Here is a 14,755-nt window from a genome sequence, read left to right as displayed (position 1 = left end):
TATGCGCCCCGCCTGCTCTGGCTCGCCGAGAGGCAAGCCACTCCGCCTGTTAATCCGCTAGCCAGATCATTGCGGCCATGCGGCCCGTCACGCGATCGCGCCGATACGAATAAAAGCGTTCGCGCTCAGTCACCGTGCATGCATCGCCGCCGCTAATTGCGGTCACACCCGACCGATGCAAGCGCAAACGCGCCAGCGCGGGAAGATCAGCGAGATATTTGCCCGCTGCGCCCGGGCGCGGCACGAATGCCCGAGCCGTGGCTTCACGTTCGGTTATATCAGCGCCATCCATGAAGGCGTCACGCACGTCTGCGCCAACCTCGAATGCCTGCGGTCCGATGGACGGTCCAAGGTACGCATGCAACAAGCCGGCCTGCGTGCCGGCGAGTTCGGCCACGCGCTGCGCGGTCTTCTCGATCACACCCGCTGCGAGGCCGCGCCAGCCCGCGTGCGCAGCGCCCACGGCACGGCCTTCGGCATCGCAGATCAGAACGGGCATGCAGTCGGCGATCATCACCACGCAGATCGTGCCCGGCCGGTCGGTCACGCTCGCATCGGCGCGCATCATCGGTGCGCCCTCCCGGGCCCGCATCAGCACTTCGTGCGCGTCGACGACTTCCGCGCCGTGAACCTGCTCGAGCCACGCCGCCTCGGCGCCGTCCGTCAGAGCCATCAGACGGGCGCGGTTCTCTGCCACGCAGACCGGATCGTCACCGGCCAGCCGGCCAAGGTTCAGGCCTCCCGGCTGATCGGCGCCAGCGCGCCAACCGCCGTATGGGGGCAAGCTCACGCCGCCGTTGCGGGTGGTCACGAGCGTACGCACGCGCGGTGCGACTCGCCAGGCCGGTTGCAGCACATCGGCAAGCGTCAGCGCAGGCATCGCGGATCCAGGTGGCGCCGCCCCATCCAACACGCCCTCGGGCCGGCTCGATTCAGGCTGCGTCATGCGTGATCGTCCTCATCGTCGTCATCATCGAATCCGTCATCGAAGGATGCTTCGTAACCTTGCGCTTCCTCATCTTCGTAATACGACTCGTCGAACTCGCCTTCGTCGTCACGTCCGAGCCCGAGTGCGGCGGACAATGCGGCCATGTCCTCCGGCACCTCGGCGCGCCATTGCATGTCGCGGCCGGTCTGCGGATGGATCAGGCCGAGGCGCCACGCGTGCAGCGCCTGGCGCGCGAAACCGTCCGGCAGCGGCGTGACCGAGCGCTTGCCGCGCGCGCGCCCATAGACCGGATCGCCCAGCAACGGGTGACCGACATGCGCGCAATGCACGCGAATCTGGTGAGTCCGTCCCGTTTCGAGGTCGCAGTGGATCGCCGACACCGGCTGGCGTTGCCAGATCACCGTGTCGACGCGCCGGAAATGCGTGCGCGCGGGTTTGCCCGCTGCACTCGTGACCACCGCCATGCGGGTGCGCTCGCGCGGATCGCGGCCGATCGGCGCATCGATCGTGCCCTCTTCCGGCATGGTGCCCCACACCAGCGCCAGATAGCGGCGCTTGACGGTGCGCGCCTGCAGTTGCCGCACAAGGTCGGTCTGCGCCTCGAGCGTGCGCGCCACCACCATCAGCCCGGACGTCTCCTTGTCGAGGCGGTGCACGATGCCGGCGCGCGGCAAGCCGGCCGCCGCCTCGCCATAGCGATGCAGCAAGCCGTTCAGGACAGTGCCGCTCCAGTTACCGGCGGCGGGATGCACCACCATGCCGGCGGGCTTGTTGATGACAACCAGCGTGTCGTCCTCGTAGACGACATCCAGCGGCACCGGCTCAGGCGTAAACGCCAGTTGCTCGGGCAGCAGATCGGGTACAAGCTCGATGCTCGCGCCAAGCGGCACCGGTTGGCGAATCTTCGCGGGCACGCCGTCCACCCGCACGCGCTCCGCTTCGATCCAGCTTTGCAGCCGGTTGCGCGAAAACTCCGGAAAGACTTTGGCGAGCACCTTGTCGAGCCGCTCACCGGCCAGCTCGTCGGGCACGGTGACGACGCGCGGCGTGTTGTCCACGGCTTTGCTGGCCACGGTCGGCACCTCGCTCGCGGCCTGCTGCGGCACGAGCGCGTCGCCGTCAAGATCGTCGTCTAACGAATCACTACCCAACGCGTCGGAGGGGTCAGCGCTTGGGCTATAATCTTTGTTGCTATTCCGGGTACCAGTAGCGGGAACCGGATTATTTGAACGGGTCATTGAGTCTGGGTCACCTGGACGTAAAGCTAGACTGGAAAATGCGAGCCTTGAATATCATTACCGAATTGGCCCAAAAGACGGCGGCCCCAAGCACGGCGGCCACCAAGACCGCAGCCCGCACAACGGTACGGAGCACCGTCTCCCGGGTGGCGCGCTATCTGGCCTGCCTCGTTGCCGTCACGATTGTGGCGGCCTGCCATGGCCTGCCGGAAAAGACCGATGAAACGGCAACGTGGGCGAACAACAAATTATATACGGAGGCGCAGGACGCCCTGTCCGGTGGCGACTGGGGCAAGTGCGCGAAATACTTCGAAATGCTTGAGGGTCGCGATCCGTTCGGCCACTTTGCCCAGCAGGCGCAGATCAACGTCGCCTACTGCAACTGGAAAGACAGCGAAAACGACGCCGCCAACCAGGCTATCGACCGCTTCATCCAGTTGCACCCGGGTCACCCTGATATTGCCTACGCGTACTACCTCAAGGGCATGATCAACTTCAACGACGACCTGGGTCTGTTCGGCCGCTTCTCCGGCCAGGACATGAGCGAGCGCGATCCGAAGTCGCTGCGCGAATCGTATGACGCGTTCAAGGTGGTGGTCGACAAGTATCCGAACAGCAAATACGCACCGGATTCGGCACAACGCATGCGCTATATCGTGAATGCGCTGGCGTCGCACGAAGTCCATGCGGCGGACTACTACTACCGTCGTGGCGCGTACGTTGCGGCCATCAACCGCGCGCAGCTTGCCATCAAGGACTACCGCAATGCGCCGGCCATCGAAGACGCACTGCACATCATGATGCTCTCGTATCAGAAACTGAATCAGCCGCAATTGGCCGACGATACGAAGCGCGTGCTGGCCGGCACCTTCCCGGATAGCCCGTACATCACCGGTCATGCCCGGCCGGGAGCGCAAAAATCGTGGTGGCAGTTCTAAGCCTCACGCCACACAAAAAAACGCCACGACCCTAACGTCGTGGCGTTTTTGTTTGTGCCGGGCCTGTTTGCGTACGGGCAAGCAAGCACGCGGACGACGGCCGCTGGGCCGTCAGCCATCTTCCCGATCAGTCGCGCTCGAACAGTGCAATCGACTCCACATGCGAGGTGTGCGGGAACATATTGACCACGCCCGCGCCCTTGAGCCGGTAACCGGCCTCGTGAACCAGCAAGCCCGCGTCGCGTGCCAGCGTCGACGGATTGCAGGACACGTAGACGATGCGCTTCGGCAGCGGGCCTTCACCGCTCTGGGCGATCTCGGCGAGCGCCTTCGATACCGCCAGTGCGCCTTCGCGCGGCGGGTCGATGAGGAATTTATCGAAATGACCGAGTGCACGGATGTCGTCGGCGGTGACCTCGAAGAGGTTCCGGCAGGCGAACGACGTGTGTCCCGCCACGCCGTTTTCCTCGGCATTCGCGAGTGCGCGTGTGGTCAGGATTTCGCTGCCCTCGATGCCCACCACTTCCTTCGAGATCCGCGCGAGCGGCAGCGTGAAGTTGCCGATGCCGCAGAACAGATCCAGTACCCGGTCGTCGCGCGAGGGCGCCAGCAGGCGCAGCGCGCGGCCCACCAGCACGCGGTTGATCTGGTGGTTGACCTGCGTGAAGTCGGTCGGCTTGAACGGCATGCGGATGTCGTACTCCGGCAGCGTGTAGTCGAGCCGGGCGTCAAGCGGATAGAACGGCGTAACCGAGTCCGGTCCTTGCGGCTGCAACCAGAACTGCACGTTGTGCGCATCGGCGAACTCGCGCAGCAGTTGCTCGTCAGCGGCGTTGATCGGCTCCAGAATGCGCAGCACCAGCGCCGTCACCGTCGAGCCGACGGCGAGCTCGATCTGCGGCATGCGCTCGCGAATCGACAGCCCCTCGACCAGCCGGCGCAGCGGCACCAGCATCGCCGAGACGTGCGGCGGCAACACCTCGCAGGAGGTCATGTCGGCGATAAAGCTGCTCTTGCGCTCGTGGAAGCCCACCAGCACGCCGCCCTTCTTGGCCACGTGGCGCACGGTCAGGCGCGCCCGGTAGCGGTAGCCCCATGTCGGGCCGTGAATCGGCCGGTACACCGTCTCGGGCCGCAGCCTGGCCAGATGGGCCAGGTTGTCTTCGAGCACGCGCTGCTTGACGGCGATCTGCGCGCGCACATCCAGATGCTGCATCGAGCAACCGCCGCAGATGCCGAAGAACTGGCATTGCGGCTTCGTGCGGATCACGCTCTCGCGCAGCACGTCGACCACTTCTGCCTGCTCGAAACTCGGCTTCCTGCGATAGCTCAAATAGGTCACACGCTCGCCGGGCAATGCGCCCTCGACGAAAATCACCTTGCCCGGTGTACCGTCTTCGTTGACGGTCCGGCCTACGCCGCGCGCTTCCATGTCGAGCGATTCGACGTCGAGAATCGGGGCGATAACAGGCGCGGCGGCCGCGCCGGATGCGCCGGCTTCGGCGGACGCTTTTTTCTTGCCTCGCGACGAGCGGTTCGAGGCACGATTGGGGGCAATCTGAGACACCTGCGGCTTCCTGACAGACTATTGGGGGAAGGCGAGATTGTAGACGAACCACAACCGGCGACGGAGATTTGACGATGCGACTGATAAGCTGGAATGTCCAGTGGGGACGCAACGCCGTGGGCGAGGTGGACCTTGCACGCACGCTTGCGCAGGCGCGCCGGCTGCTCGATTTCGACGTGCTATGCCTGCAGGAGGTCACACGCGGCTTCGGCGCGCTGCCGGGGCATCCGGGCGGCGACCAGTTCGCCGAACTCGCGGCGGCCCTGCCCGGCTTTAGCGTGTTCGAGGCGATCGGCGCCGATTTGCCGCCGCTCACGACAGCGACACCCGCGGCATCCGCGACGCAGGGAGCTTCCCGCCGGCAGTTCGGCAACGCGCTGGCGACGCGCCTGCCGGTCGAACGCGTCACCCGGCACGCACTGCCGTGGCCCGCCGACCCGGCTGCACCATCGATGCAGCGCGCGGTGCTGGAAGTGGTGCTGCAAGCGCCGGATGGTCCGCTGCGGGTGCTGGTGACGCATCTGGAGTTCTATTCGCTGAACCAGCGGCTCGCGCAAGTCGACGCGCTGCGCGGGTTGCAACTAGAGGCGGCGGGACACGCAGCGCATCCGGCAAAAGCGGAGAACGCCGCGGGGCCGTTCGTGGACACCTCGCGACCGGTCAGCGCAGTCGTCTGCGGCGATTTCAACAGCGCGTTTGAAAGCGACGCTTATCGGCGCATGCTGGCGCCGCTGCCGGACAGCCCGGCTTTTATCGATGCGTGGACAGCGCTGCATCCGGGCGAAACCCCACCACCGACGGCTGGGGTTTACGACAAGGTGCAGTGGTCATCCGGTCCTCTGACCTGTGACTTCATCTTCGTCACCGAGGATCTGCGGGGCCGGCTGCGCCGTTGCGAGATTGATGGCGTGACGCAGGCGTCGGATCATCAACCGATCCTGCTGGAGCTCGACTGAAGGCGCGAAATGCGGTCAACGGCAACCGGCAGGCGCCGGCTAGTCGTCGAACGCCGCCAGATACTCTGCCCAGTGCGCCGCCGGCTCCTGCGCGAGCGAGCTTTTCACCAGCGCGATCTCGTCCGCGTACTCCTCGGCGGAGAAGCCGCCGCGCATCAGCTGGAAACGGCAATACAGCAGATACGTATTGACCACATCGGTCTCGCAGTAATTGCGAATTTCTTCGATGCGGCCAGCCTGGAACGCATGCCACACCTGGCCGCCGTCCATGCCGAGCTTGCCGGGAAAGCCGCATAGTTTGGCAAGTGCATCGAGCGGCGCATTGGCGCGCGCCTGGTACATCGCCAGCACGTCCATCAGGTCCGTGTGGCGCGCGTGGTAGCGGCTGATGTAGTTGTTCCACTTGAACTCGCGGTCGTCCTCGCCGAGATCCCAGAAGCGGCTCGCCGGAATCCCGTTGACGAGCGCCCGATAGTTCAGCACCGGCAAATCGAAACCGCCGCCGTTCCACGACACCAGTTGCGGCGTGTACTTCTCGATCACCCGGTAGAACGACTGCACGAGCGCGGCTTCCCCGTCTTCCAGCGTGCCGAGCGAGCGCACCCGGAAGCCGTTGTTGTCGCGAAACACGCAGGAGATGGCCGCAATCCGTTGCAGGTGATGCGGCAGAAAATCGCTGCCGGTCTTTTCGCGGCGCGCGGCAAAGGCATGCTCGGCGACTTCGGCGTCGCTCAGCGTGGCGGGCAAATCTTCGAGGCGGCGAATGCCGGCGACATCGGGAATCGTCTCGATGTCGAAAACAAGAATCGGTGTCATCGGTTTTATAAAACGGCGTCCTTGCGCACACCGTTGGAGGCAAAGAAGCGCTTCAGGCGAACCAGCGCTTCCTGCTGGATCTGGCGCACACGCTCGCGCGTGAGGCCCATTTCATCGGCCAGCTCTTCGAGCGTGGCCGGCTCGATATGGTTGAGGCCGAAGCGGCGCTCGATCACATGGCGATGCTTGTCCGAGAGACGGGCCAGCCACGCACGCGTCAGGGTTTCCAGTTCGCGGTGCTGCACCTCGGCATCCGGAGACTGGCTCTGGTCGTCGGACAGCAGATCGAGCAGGCTGCTCGCCGGATCGAGATCGAGCGGCGCGTCGAGCGAAGCAGTGTGCTCGTTCAGCGCCAGGATGTCGGTGACTTCGTCGGTGGTCTTGCCGGTCAGGTACGCGATATCGTCGATGCTGGCGTCACGGCGATCGGCCGCTTCGCCGGAGTTCATCGAATTCTTTTCCAGATGGCGCTTGGCGCGCAGCACCTGATTGAGCTCACGGATCACGTGCACCGGCAGACGCACGGTGCGCGCCTGGTTCATGATGGCGCGCTCGATGCTCTGACGGATCCACCAAGTGGCGTACGTGGAGAAACGGAAGCCGCGTGTAGGATCGAACTTCTCGATGGCGTGCATCAAGCCGAGGTTGCCCTCTTCGATCAGATCGAGCAGCGGCACGCCGCGGTTCAGATAACCTTTCGCGATACTGACGACAAGGCGCAGATTGCGCTCGATCATCACCTGACGCGCTTCGAATTCACCCGCCTTGGCGAGCCGCGAATAGCGCTGCTCTTCTTCCACCGTCAAGAGCGGCTTGACGCTAATCCGGTTCAGGTAGTGCTGAATCGTGTCAGCGGTCAGTTCGGCCTGCAGCAGCGCGCGGAAATCGTCGGCGTCGGGCGCGCTGTCGGTTGCGCCTTCGCGCGCTTCGCCGCCCTCTTCCGCACCGCCCTGGCGCTCGTCGATGTCGCGTGCGTTGTCCAGATCGTCGACGCTATCGTCTTCGATCTCCGAAGCACCGCCGTCCTCCACCGTGACATGCGTGGCGCGGCTGATGTTCTCAGACTCGGCTTGCGGCGGGCGGCGCTTCGATTTCGGCATGGTCGTATCGCTTATTGCGGCGGCAAATACTTCAGTGGGTCGACAGGCTTACCCTGTCGGCGAACTTCGAAATGCAACATCACACGGTCCGAATCGCTATTGCCCATTTCGGCGATCTTCTGCCCCTTGGTCACCGCGTCTCCCTCTTTTACCATCAAAGCGCGGTTATGTGCATACGCCGTCAGATAAGTTGCATCATGCTTGATGATAATGAGATTGCCGTAACCGCGCAGCCCATTTCCAGCATAAACGACGCGACCATCGGCAGCCGCTTTCACCGGATCGCCGGCAGCCCCGCCGATATTGACGCCCTTGTTGGCCGAATCGTCGAAGGTGCCGAGAATCGGACCGCGCACCGGCCATGCAAAAGCAACGTTGCTGGCGGGCGCCGCGCTCGAATCGCTCGCAGCCGGTTGCGGCGGGATCGTGGTAGCGGTCGAACCCGCGCCGTAGACCGGCGGCACTGACGCCACGCCGGCTGCGCCGCCTGGGCCCGGCGCCGGCGAACTGCCAAGCGGCGCTGTCTGCACGCCGCCGCCGGCGATCGGCGACGTCGCCACGCCCGGCGTCAGCGCCGCAACGTTCGCACCCGGAGGCGCCACGCGCAGCAACTGGTCGACTTCAATCTGGTTCGGGTTGCTCAGGTTGTTCCACGTCGCGATGTCGCGATAGTTCTGACCGTTCTCCAACGCGATCCGGTACAGCGTATCGCCCGGCTTCACCCGGTAATAACCCGGAGGCGGCGGGCCCAGCGGCACCGGTGCCGCCGGCTGCTGCGCAGCCTGGGTACCGAGGTCGCCGGATTTGTCGACGACCGGCGCGTTATCGAGCCGTGTCGCACAGGCCGTCAACAGGGAGAGCGCGACCACGCACACGCTACGCTGGGCTACGGTCAGGTGGACATTCAGGCTGGTTTTTTGCATCGCGCGCAACTTGCTCATGGTCATCGGTTTCAGATCACTCCGGATTTTAAGGGTACAAAGAAAACGCGATCAAGCCGCGACTCGCGCCACTGCGCCGGTCCGGTGCGCTCGACGAGCGTGAGTACCTGCTGCGTCTGGCCGTCCTGCGTGCCGACCGGCGCAACGAGGCGCCCGCCGATGGCGAGCTGCTCGAGCAACGCCTGCGGCACATCGAGTCCGGCTGCGGCGATCACGATCGCGTCGAACGGCGCGGCAGCCGGCAGACCGATGCGGCCGTCACCGTAGTGAAGCCGGATGTTCGGAATGCGCAGCGGACGCAAGTTGGTCTTGGCGCGCTCGTAAAGCGGTTTGATGCGTTCAATCGAATAAACATCGCGAGCAACCTGGCTCAGCACTGCCGCCTGATAACCGCAGCCGGTGCCGATCTCAAGCACGTTCGTGAGCGTGCGGCCGGCCGCGGCCAGCTCGATCATCCGCGCCACCACCGAAGGCTTGGAGATGGTCTGGTGATGACCGATCGGCAAGGCCGCATCCTCATAGGCCTGGGTAGCAAGTCCCGGATCCACGAACATATGGCGCGGCACCACCGACATCGCATGCACCACGCGCTGATCTGTGATGCCGTTTGCCCGCAGGCGTTCGACCATGCGTTCGCGAACCCGTTCCGAAGTCAGCGCGAGTGCGCCGTTCAAAGGCACATTGGGCGCGCTGCTGCGTTCGGCGGGCCTGGCGGGTTTGACGCTCGGACGCGCGGCAAGCGGCTTGGGTGCGGGCCGGCTGACGGGTGACGAGGCAGCCAGGGCTGCAGCAGTTTTACTGACGGAAGAGCCGCTCGGCTTGGTGGCCGGCTTGGTGGTCAGGTTGGCTGCCGGCTTGGTGGCCAGATTGCTGGTTACCTTGACAGCCGGTTTCGCCACCACCGGCGCCGCCGCCTTGGCCGGCGCGCGCGCCGTGCTGCGATTGGCCGTTGCGTCGCCGCGCACCGCTGTCTTGCCGCGCCCCCCGCCCGCACGCGGCTCGGCGGCGGCAGCGAGATTTGCCGCGCGCACCTCGCCGGGGCGTCCTTCGGGCCGGCGTGGCTCACGCACCAGATCCTCGAGGCCAAGCGGAAAGCGCTTTGCGCGCTCGTTGGTCATGAAGCGCCGCTCCCGGCGCGCAGCCAGTCGCGCGCGGCGGGCAGCATGTCGGTATGGGTCAGATCGAGTTGCAGCGGCGTGATCGACACATGGCCGTTGGCAACCGCATGGAAATCGGTGCCCTCGCTCGCATCGCGCGCGCTGCCGGACGGACCGATCCAGTAGATCGGTTCGCCGCGCGGATTGGTCTGGCGGATCACCGGCTGCGACGGATGCCGCTTGCCCAGACGCGTGATGCGCCAGTCGCCAAGCTGCTCGTACGGCAGATTGGGAATATTGACGTTCAGCAACGGGTTGCCGGGCAGCGGATGCCCGAGATAATGCGCGACGATTTCAGCGGCCACGCGGGTGGCGGCGTCGAGATGCCCCCAGTCCTTGTCGACCAGCGAAAACGCAATGGCCGGCACACCGAACATGATGCCCTCGGTGGCCGCGGCGACCGTGCCCGAGTACAGCGTGTCCTCACCCATGTTCTGGCCGTTGTTGATACCGGAGACGACCAGATCGGGCGTGTGGTCCAGCATGCCGGTCAGGGCGATATGCACGGAATCGGTCGGCGTGCCGTTCACGTAATAGAAACCCGTCGACGAGCGCAGCACCGATAGCGGCCGCGAGAGCGTCAAGGAGTTCGAGGCGCCGCTGCAGTTCTGCTCGGGCGCCATCACAGTGACATCGGCAAATGCCTTCAGCGCTTCATAAAGCGCAGCGAGGCCTGGCGCCAGATAACCGTCGTCGTTGCTGAGTAGGATTCGCATGCGGCGATTGTAACCGAGGAAAGAAGACGCGCGAACGACAGCCCGGGCATTGCGGAACGGGCCTACGCCGCGCGGAAAAAACGCACGGTCGTTCGGCTTGATTTACACTTCAGAATACCTTGCTGAACCCCGATCGAAATGGAGACGAAATGCGCGCGATTCGCTGCAATCAGTATGGCCCGCCTGAGAGCCTGGAGGTCGTCGATCTGCCTGAGCTGACACCGCAAGCCGGTGAAGTTGTCATCGACGTCAAGGCGGCCAGCGTGAATTTTCCCGACGTGCTGATCATCGAGAATAAATACCAGGTCAAGCCGCCGCTGCCTTTCACGCCGGGTTCGGAAGTGGCTGGCGTGGTTCGCGCGGTCGGCGCCGGGGTGACGCAGTTTCAGCCGGGTGCGCGCGTCGTGGCATTCACGGGCTATGGCGGCTTTGCCGAGCAGGCCGTTGCGCCAGCGGCCGCCTGTGTACCGCTCGCCGAGGGCATCGACTTCTCGATCGCGGCAGCCTTCACGCTCGCATACGGAACATCGCACCATGCGGTGGTCGACCGCGGCGCGCTGAAGGCCGGCGAAACGATGCTGGTGCTGGGCGCGGCCGGCGGGGTTGGACTCGCGGCAGTGGAGATCGGCAAGGCGCTCGGAGCGCGGGTTATCGCCGCGGCCTCCTCCGCTGAAAAGCTCGCCATCTGCGTGAAGCACGGCGCCGACGCCACCATCAACTACAGCACCGAAGACCTGCGCGAGCGCATCAAGGCGCTCACCGGCGGTAAAGGGCCCGACGTGATCTACGATCCGGTCGGCGGAATTTACGCCGAGCCGGCGTTTCGCAGCATAGGCTGGCGCGGGCGTTATCTCGTCGTGGGCTTTGCCAACGGTGAGATTCCCAGATTGCCGCTCAATCTGACGCTGCTAAAAGGCGCCAGCCTCGTCGGCGTGTTCTGGGGCGATTTCGCCAAACGCGAGCCGCAGCACAACGCGGCAGCGTTCAGGCAAATGACCGGATGGATAGGCGAAGGCAAGCTGCGGCCCTACGTCTCGGCGCACTATCCGCTCGAGGAAACCGGGCGGGCGCTGCGGGAGATGGCCGAGCGCCGCGTCGTGGGCAAGGTGGTGATTACGCCGTAAGCCGGGGCTCAGACAATCTGCTGCGCGTGCAAGCTGGCAATCTGCCCGGCGTCATAGCCGAGCGAGCGCAAGATCTCATCCGTATGCTCGCCTAGCTCCGGGCCAAGCCAGCGTGTTTCGCCAGGCGTTTCGGAGAGCTTCGGCGTGACCGACGGCAAGGTGATTTCCTTGCCGTCCTGCCATTTGAAGCGCTGGATCATCTGACGCGCCATGAACTGCGGATCCGTGAACATATCCGCCACGCTGTAGATGCGGCCCACCGGCACATCCGCGCCGTTCAGCACTTCAAGCGCCTCGTCGATGGTGCGGGTGGCAAGCCAGGCAGCAATCGCCGCATCGATTTCCTGGGTGCGCGGCACGCGGCCGTCGTTGTGCGCGAGCGCCGGATCGTTGGCGAGATCTTCGCGTTCGATGGCGAGCATCAGCCGCCTGAAAATCGGATCGCTATTACCGCCGATCACGATGCTGCCGTCGCGGCACGGATACGTGTTGGACGGCACGATGCCCGGCAGCGATGCGCCGGTACGCTCGCGCACCATGCCGTAGACGCCGTACTCGGGCACCACGCTCTCCATCATGTTGAAGACCGCTTCGTAGAGCGCGACGTCGACCACCTGCCCTTTGCCGCCGTTCACCTGGCGATGATGCAGCGCCATCAGCGCACCGATCACGCCATGCAGCGCAGCAATCGAATCGCCGATCGAAATGCCGATGCGCGGCGGCGGCAAATCCGGGTAGCCGGTGATATGGCGCAGACCGCCCATCGATTCGGCGATCGCGCCGAAGCCAGGACGGTCGCGATACGGTCCCGTCTGTCCGTAACCGGACAGACGCACCATCACGAGGCCGGGGTTTTCGGCTGACAGCACGTCATAGCCGAGGCCGAGCTTTTCCAGCAGCCCAGGGCGAAAATTCTCGACCACAATGTCGGCTTCTTTTGCCAGCCGCCGCACGATCTCCTTGCCCTCTTCGGCCTTCAGATTGATCGTAATGGAGCGCTTGTTGCGCGCCTGCACGGCCCACCAGAGCGACGTGCCGCCGGCTTCGGGGTAGAGCTTGCGCCACTTGCGCAGCGGATCGCCGCCCTTCGGGTCTTCGATCTTGATCACGTCGGCGCCGAACTCGCCGAGAAAGCGCGCCGCGAACGGGCCGGCGATCAGCGTGCCGAGTTCGAGCACCTTCACGCCCGCGAGCGGGCCGCTGGGACGTGTCGCGTCAGGGATTGCGCTCATGGTGTCGTCTCCTCAATCTGTGCGAAGCGCGGCGGCTACAGCGAGCGCCGGTCGAGCATCGCCCGCGCAATCGTCCCTGCGTCCACATATTCGAGCTCGCCGCCCACCGGCACACCGCGCGCCAGCCGCGTCACGGCGAGCCCGCGCGCCTTGAGCGTCTGCCCGAGATAATGCGCGGTCGCTTCACCTTCGTTGGTGAAGTTGGTCGCGAGCACGACTTCCTTGACGATGCCGTCGGAAGCCCGCTTCACGAGCCGGTCGAAATGGATTTCCTTCGGGCCGATGCCGTCGAGCGGGCTCAGCCGCCCCATCAGCACGAAATACAGGCCGCGATAGGTCATGGTCTGTTCGAGCATGATCTGGTCGGCGGGCGTCTCGACGACACACAGCAGCGTCGGATCGCGTTCCTCGTCGCTGCAGACCTCGCAGATCTGCGCCTCGGTGAAGGTATTGCACTTCTCGCAGTGCTGCAGATGCCCGGTCGCAAACAGCAGCGCATGGCCGAGCTTTTCCGCGCCCTCGCGGTCGTGCTGCATCAGGTGATAGGCCATGCGCTGCGCGGATTTCGGCCCGACACCGGGCAGCGCGCGCAGCGCTTCGACAAGCGCCGACAAGGCGGAGGGTTGTTTCATGCGGAATCGGCGGTGTCGAAGTGGGTGTGACCTGGGTGTGGCGTGGCTTTGGCCTTGCTTTGGCCTTGCTTTGGCCTTGCTTTGGCGTTGCTTTGGCCTTGCTTTGGCCTGGATGTTACTTGCAGCGATGGACGGGCCGACGGCGCGCGTCCGCTCGCCGCAGCTTTCATGCCGCAGCTTCGTCACAGCATGAAAGCGGCACAGCAAAAACCTATCCAGCCTGCGCTCAGAACGGCAGCTTGAAGCCCGGCGGCAGCGGCAGGCCCGAGGTCATGCCGCCCATTTTTTCCTGGGCGGTCGCTTCGGCTTTGCGCACAGCGTCGTTAAATGCGGCGGCGACGAGGTCTTCCAGCATGTCCTTGTCGTCAGCGAGCAGGCTCGGGTCGATCGAGACGCGGCGCACGTCGTTCTTGCACGTCATCGTCACCTTGACTAGACCGGCGCCCGACTGCCCTTCCACCTCGATCTGTGCAAGCTGCTCCTGCATCTTCTTCATGTTTTCCTGCATCTGCTGGGCCTGCTTCATCAGCCCGGCGAGTTGGCCTTTCATCATGGACATGCTCCTTCTTGATAGCGTGAAATTTGGGAATGTGGCGCTATGGTGCGCCGCTAATCAATGGGTTGACGAGGTGCTGCCGGCGGCGTCCGGTGCGATTGGCCGGATCGAGCCGGGCACGATGCTCGCGCCGAACTCGCGGATCAGCGACTGGACAAACGGATCGGCGCCGATTTCGCGCTCGGCGTCCTTCTGACGCTGGGCGCGGGCGGCCGCGTCGAACGCCGCTGCCGTGCGGCGCGCCGGGCCGACTTCGACCTGCACGTCGACCGCCTTGCCGAGACGCTCGGCGAGCGCCACCTTGAGCTTGGCGACCTGCGAGGCTTCAGCATACTGCGGGACCGGCACGTTCAGCTTGAGCATGCCGCCTTCGAGCGCCATCAGTTCGCTGTTGAAGGCGAGCTGATAGGAAATGCCTTTGAGCGCGAGGCCCACGGCGAGGGCCGGCCAGTCGCCGTCGAAGCCGATGGCGTCGAGCGGGATGGCAGGCGGCAGCGGACGCGTGTCGAGCGGCGCCGGTGCGAGCGCGGCGGCCGGCACACGCACGTCATCGGGGCCGACGTCGAATACCGGCATGTAGCCGTCGTCGGGCGGCCCGAAGTAATCGTCCTCGGCCGACAGCGGCACGTAGTCGTCGGGGGGCATGTCGTCCCACGGCGCCACCGGCGGCAAGCTCTCGCCGCTTTGCCCACCATATGCGCCCTGTGCCCCGTTACGTGGGGCCGGGGAAGCCGGGCCGCGTGCGGGTGCGGCTTCCTGGGCGCGACGCGGCGCGCCGGGGGTGGGCACCGGCACGTTCACACGCGGAGCGGCGGGCTTCGGCGCAACGGTTG

General features: G+C 65.1%; 15 protein-coding genes. 3 read left to right on the top strand and 12 right to left on the bottom strand.

Annotation, left to right across the window (positions count from 1 at the left end; translation table 11 throughout):
• Positions 1-49 precede the first annotated feature (49 nt).
• Both pgeF and FFS45_RS34295 read right to left on the bottom strand, forming a co-directional pair.
• Positions 50-880: a peptidoglycan editing factor PgeF gene (gene pgeF / locus FFS45_RS34300; RefSeq protein WP_137959103.1), complete on the bottom strand. Its 831-nt coding sequence runs from the start codon at positions 878-880 to the stop codon at positions 50-52.
• Between the two features lie 62 nt (positions 881-942).
• Complete coding sequence (locus FFS45_RS34295) at positions 943-2,187, bottom strand: RluA family pseudouridine synthase (RefSeq protein ID WP_137959074.1); 1,245 nt, start codon at positions 2,185-2,187, stop codon at positions 943-945.
• Positions 2,188-2,225: 38 nt separating this feature from the next.
• Here FFS45_RS34295 and FFS45_RS34290 point away from each other — a divergent pair, with 38 nt between their 5' ends.
• The gene (locus FFS45_RS34290; RefSeq protein WP_137959073.1) at positions 2,226-3,125 is read left to right on the top strand and encodes an outer membrane protein assembly factor BamD; all 900 of its coding nucleotides are present in this window, start codon (positions 2,226-2,228) and stop codon (positions 3,123-3,125) included.
• Positions 3,126-3,252: 127 nt separating this feature from the next.
• Here the strand turns inward: FFS45_RS34290 and rlmD are convergent, their stop codons facing one another.
• Positions 3,253-4,557 (bottom strand): 23S rRNA (uracil(1939)-C(5))-methyltransferase RlmD, encoded by a 1,305-nt coding sequence (gene rlmD, locus FFS45_RS34285; protein WP_249363036.1) that lies wholly within the window; start codon positions 4,555-4,557, stop codon positions 3,253-3,255.
• A gap of 209 nt (positions 4,558-4,766) precedes the next feature.
• Between rlmD and FFS45_RS34280 the strand changes: the two genes are divergently transcribed.
• Positions 4,767-5,648 carry an endonuclease/exonuclease/phosphatase family protein gene (locus FFS45_RS34280; RefSeq protein WP_137959071.1) on the top strand — a complete coding sequence of 294 codons (882 nt, stop codon included), beginning with the start codon at positions 4,767-4,769 and terminating at the stop codon, positions 5,646-5,648.
• Between the two features lie 39 nt (positions 5,649-5,687).
• Here FFS45_RS34280 and FFS45_RS34275 read toward each other — a convergent pair whose 3' ends face one another.
• Genes FFS45_RS34275 through surE form a run of 5 tightly spaced genes read right to left on the bottom strand, consistent with a single transcriptional unit; the run spans position 5,688 to position 10,378 of the window.
• Positions 5,688-6,464 (bottom strand): 3'-5' exonuclease, encoded by a 777-nt coding sequence (locus tag FFS45_RS34275; RefSeq protein WP_137959070.1) that lies wholly within the window; start codon positions 6,462-6,464, stop codon positions 5,688-5,690.
• Between the two features lie 5 nt (positions 6,465-6,469).
• Positions 6,470-7,564 (bottom strand): RNA polymerase sigma factor RpoS, encoded by a 1,095-nt coding sequence (gene rpoS, locus FFS45_RS34270; RefSeq protein ID WP_137959069.1) that lies wholly within the window; start codon positions 7,562-7,564, stop codon positions 6,470-6,472.
• A gap of 11 nt (positions 7,565-7,575) precedes the next feature.
• Positions 7,576-8,505 (bottom strand): peptidoglycan DD-metalloendopeptidase family protein, encoded by a 930-nt coding sequence (locus FFS45_RS34265; protein WP_137959068.1) that lies wholly within the window; start codon positions 8,503-8,505, stop codon positions 7,576-7,578.
• 11 nt (positions 8,506-8,516) lie between these two features.
• Positions 8,517-9,623, bottom strand: coding sequence for a protein-L-isoaspartate(D-aspartate) O-methyltransferase (locus FFS45_RS34260; RefSeq protein WP_137959067.1), 1,107 nt, complete (start codon positions 9,621-9,623; stop codon positions 8,517-8,519).
• Positions 9,620-10,378, bottom strand: a complete 759-nt coding sequence (gene surE, locus FFS45_RS34255; RefSeq protein ID WP_137959066.1) for a 5'/3'-nucleotidase SurE — start codon at positions 10,376-10,378, stop codon at positions 9,620-9,622. The genes FFS45_RS34260 and surE overlap by 4 nt, the downstream gene beginning before the upstream one ends.
• A gap of 149 nt (positions 10,379-10,527) precedes the next feature.
• Here surE and FFS45_RS34250 point away from each other — a divergent pair, with 149 nt between their 5' ends.
• Positions 10,528-11,502, top strand: a complete 975-nt coding sequence (locus tag FFS45_RS34250; protein WP_137959065.1) for an NADPH:quinone oxidoreductase family protein — start codon at positions 10,528-10,530, stop codon at positions 11,500-11,502.
• Between the two features lie 8 nt (positions 11,503-11,510).
• On the opposite strand, the gene FFS45_RS34245 is transcribed toward FFS45_RS34250, so the two are convergent.
• The 4 genes from FFS45_RS34245 to FFS45_RS34230 form a co-directional block, all read right to left on the bottom strand.
• On the bottom strand, positions 11,511-12,734 hold the full coding sequence (locus tag FFS45_RS34245; RefSeq protein WP_137959064.1) for a CaiB/BaiF CoA-transferase family protein: 1,224 nt from the start codon (positions 12,732-12,734) through the stop codon (positions 11,511-11,513).
• Between the two features lie 35 nt (positions 12,735-12,769).
• Entirely contained in the window at positions 12,770-13,366 is a 597-nt protein-coding gene (recR, locus tag FFS45_RS34240) for a recombination mediator RecR (RefSeq protein ID WP_137959063.1), read from the bottom strand.
• Positions 13,367-13,592: 226 nt separating this feature from the next.
• On the bottom strand, positions 13,593-13,919 hold the full coding sequence (locus FFS45_RS34235) for a YbaB/EbfC family nucleoid-associated protein (RefSeq protein ID WP_006048866.1): 327 nt from the start codon (positions 13,917-13,919) through the stop codon (positions 13,593-13,595).
• Between the two features lie 60 nt (positions 13,920-13,979).
• Positions 13,980-14,755 (bottom strand): DNA polymerase III subunit gamma/tau C-terminal domain-containing protein (locus tag FFS45_RS34230; RefSeq protein WP_283204783.1); only part of this gene is annotated, 776 nt, incomplete at its 5' end.

It is taken from the genome of Burkholderia sp. 4M9327F10 (assembly GCF_005503145.1).
Lineage (GTDB): Bacteria > Pseudomonadota > Gammaproteobacteria > Burkholderiales > Burkholderiaceae > Paraburkholderia.
This window is presented reverse-complemented; position numbering and strand designations above follow the sequence as displayed.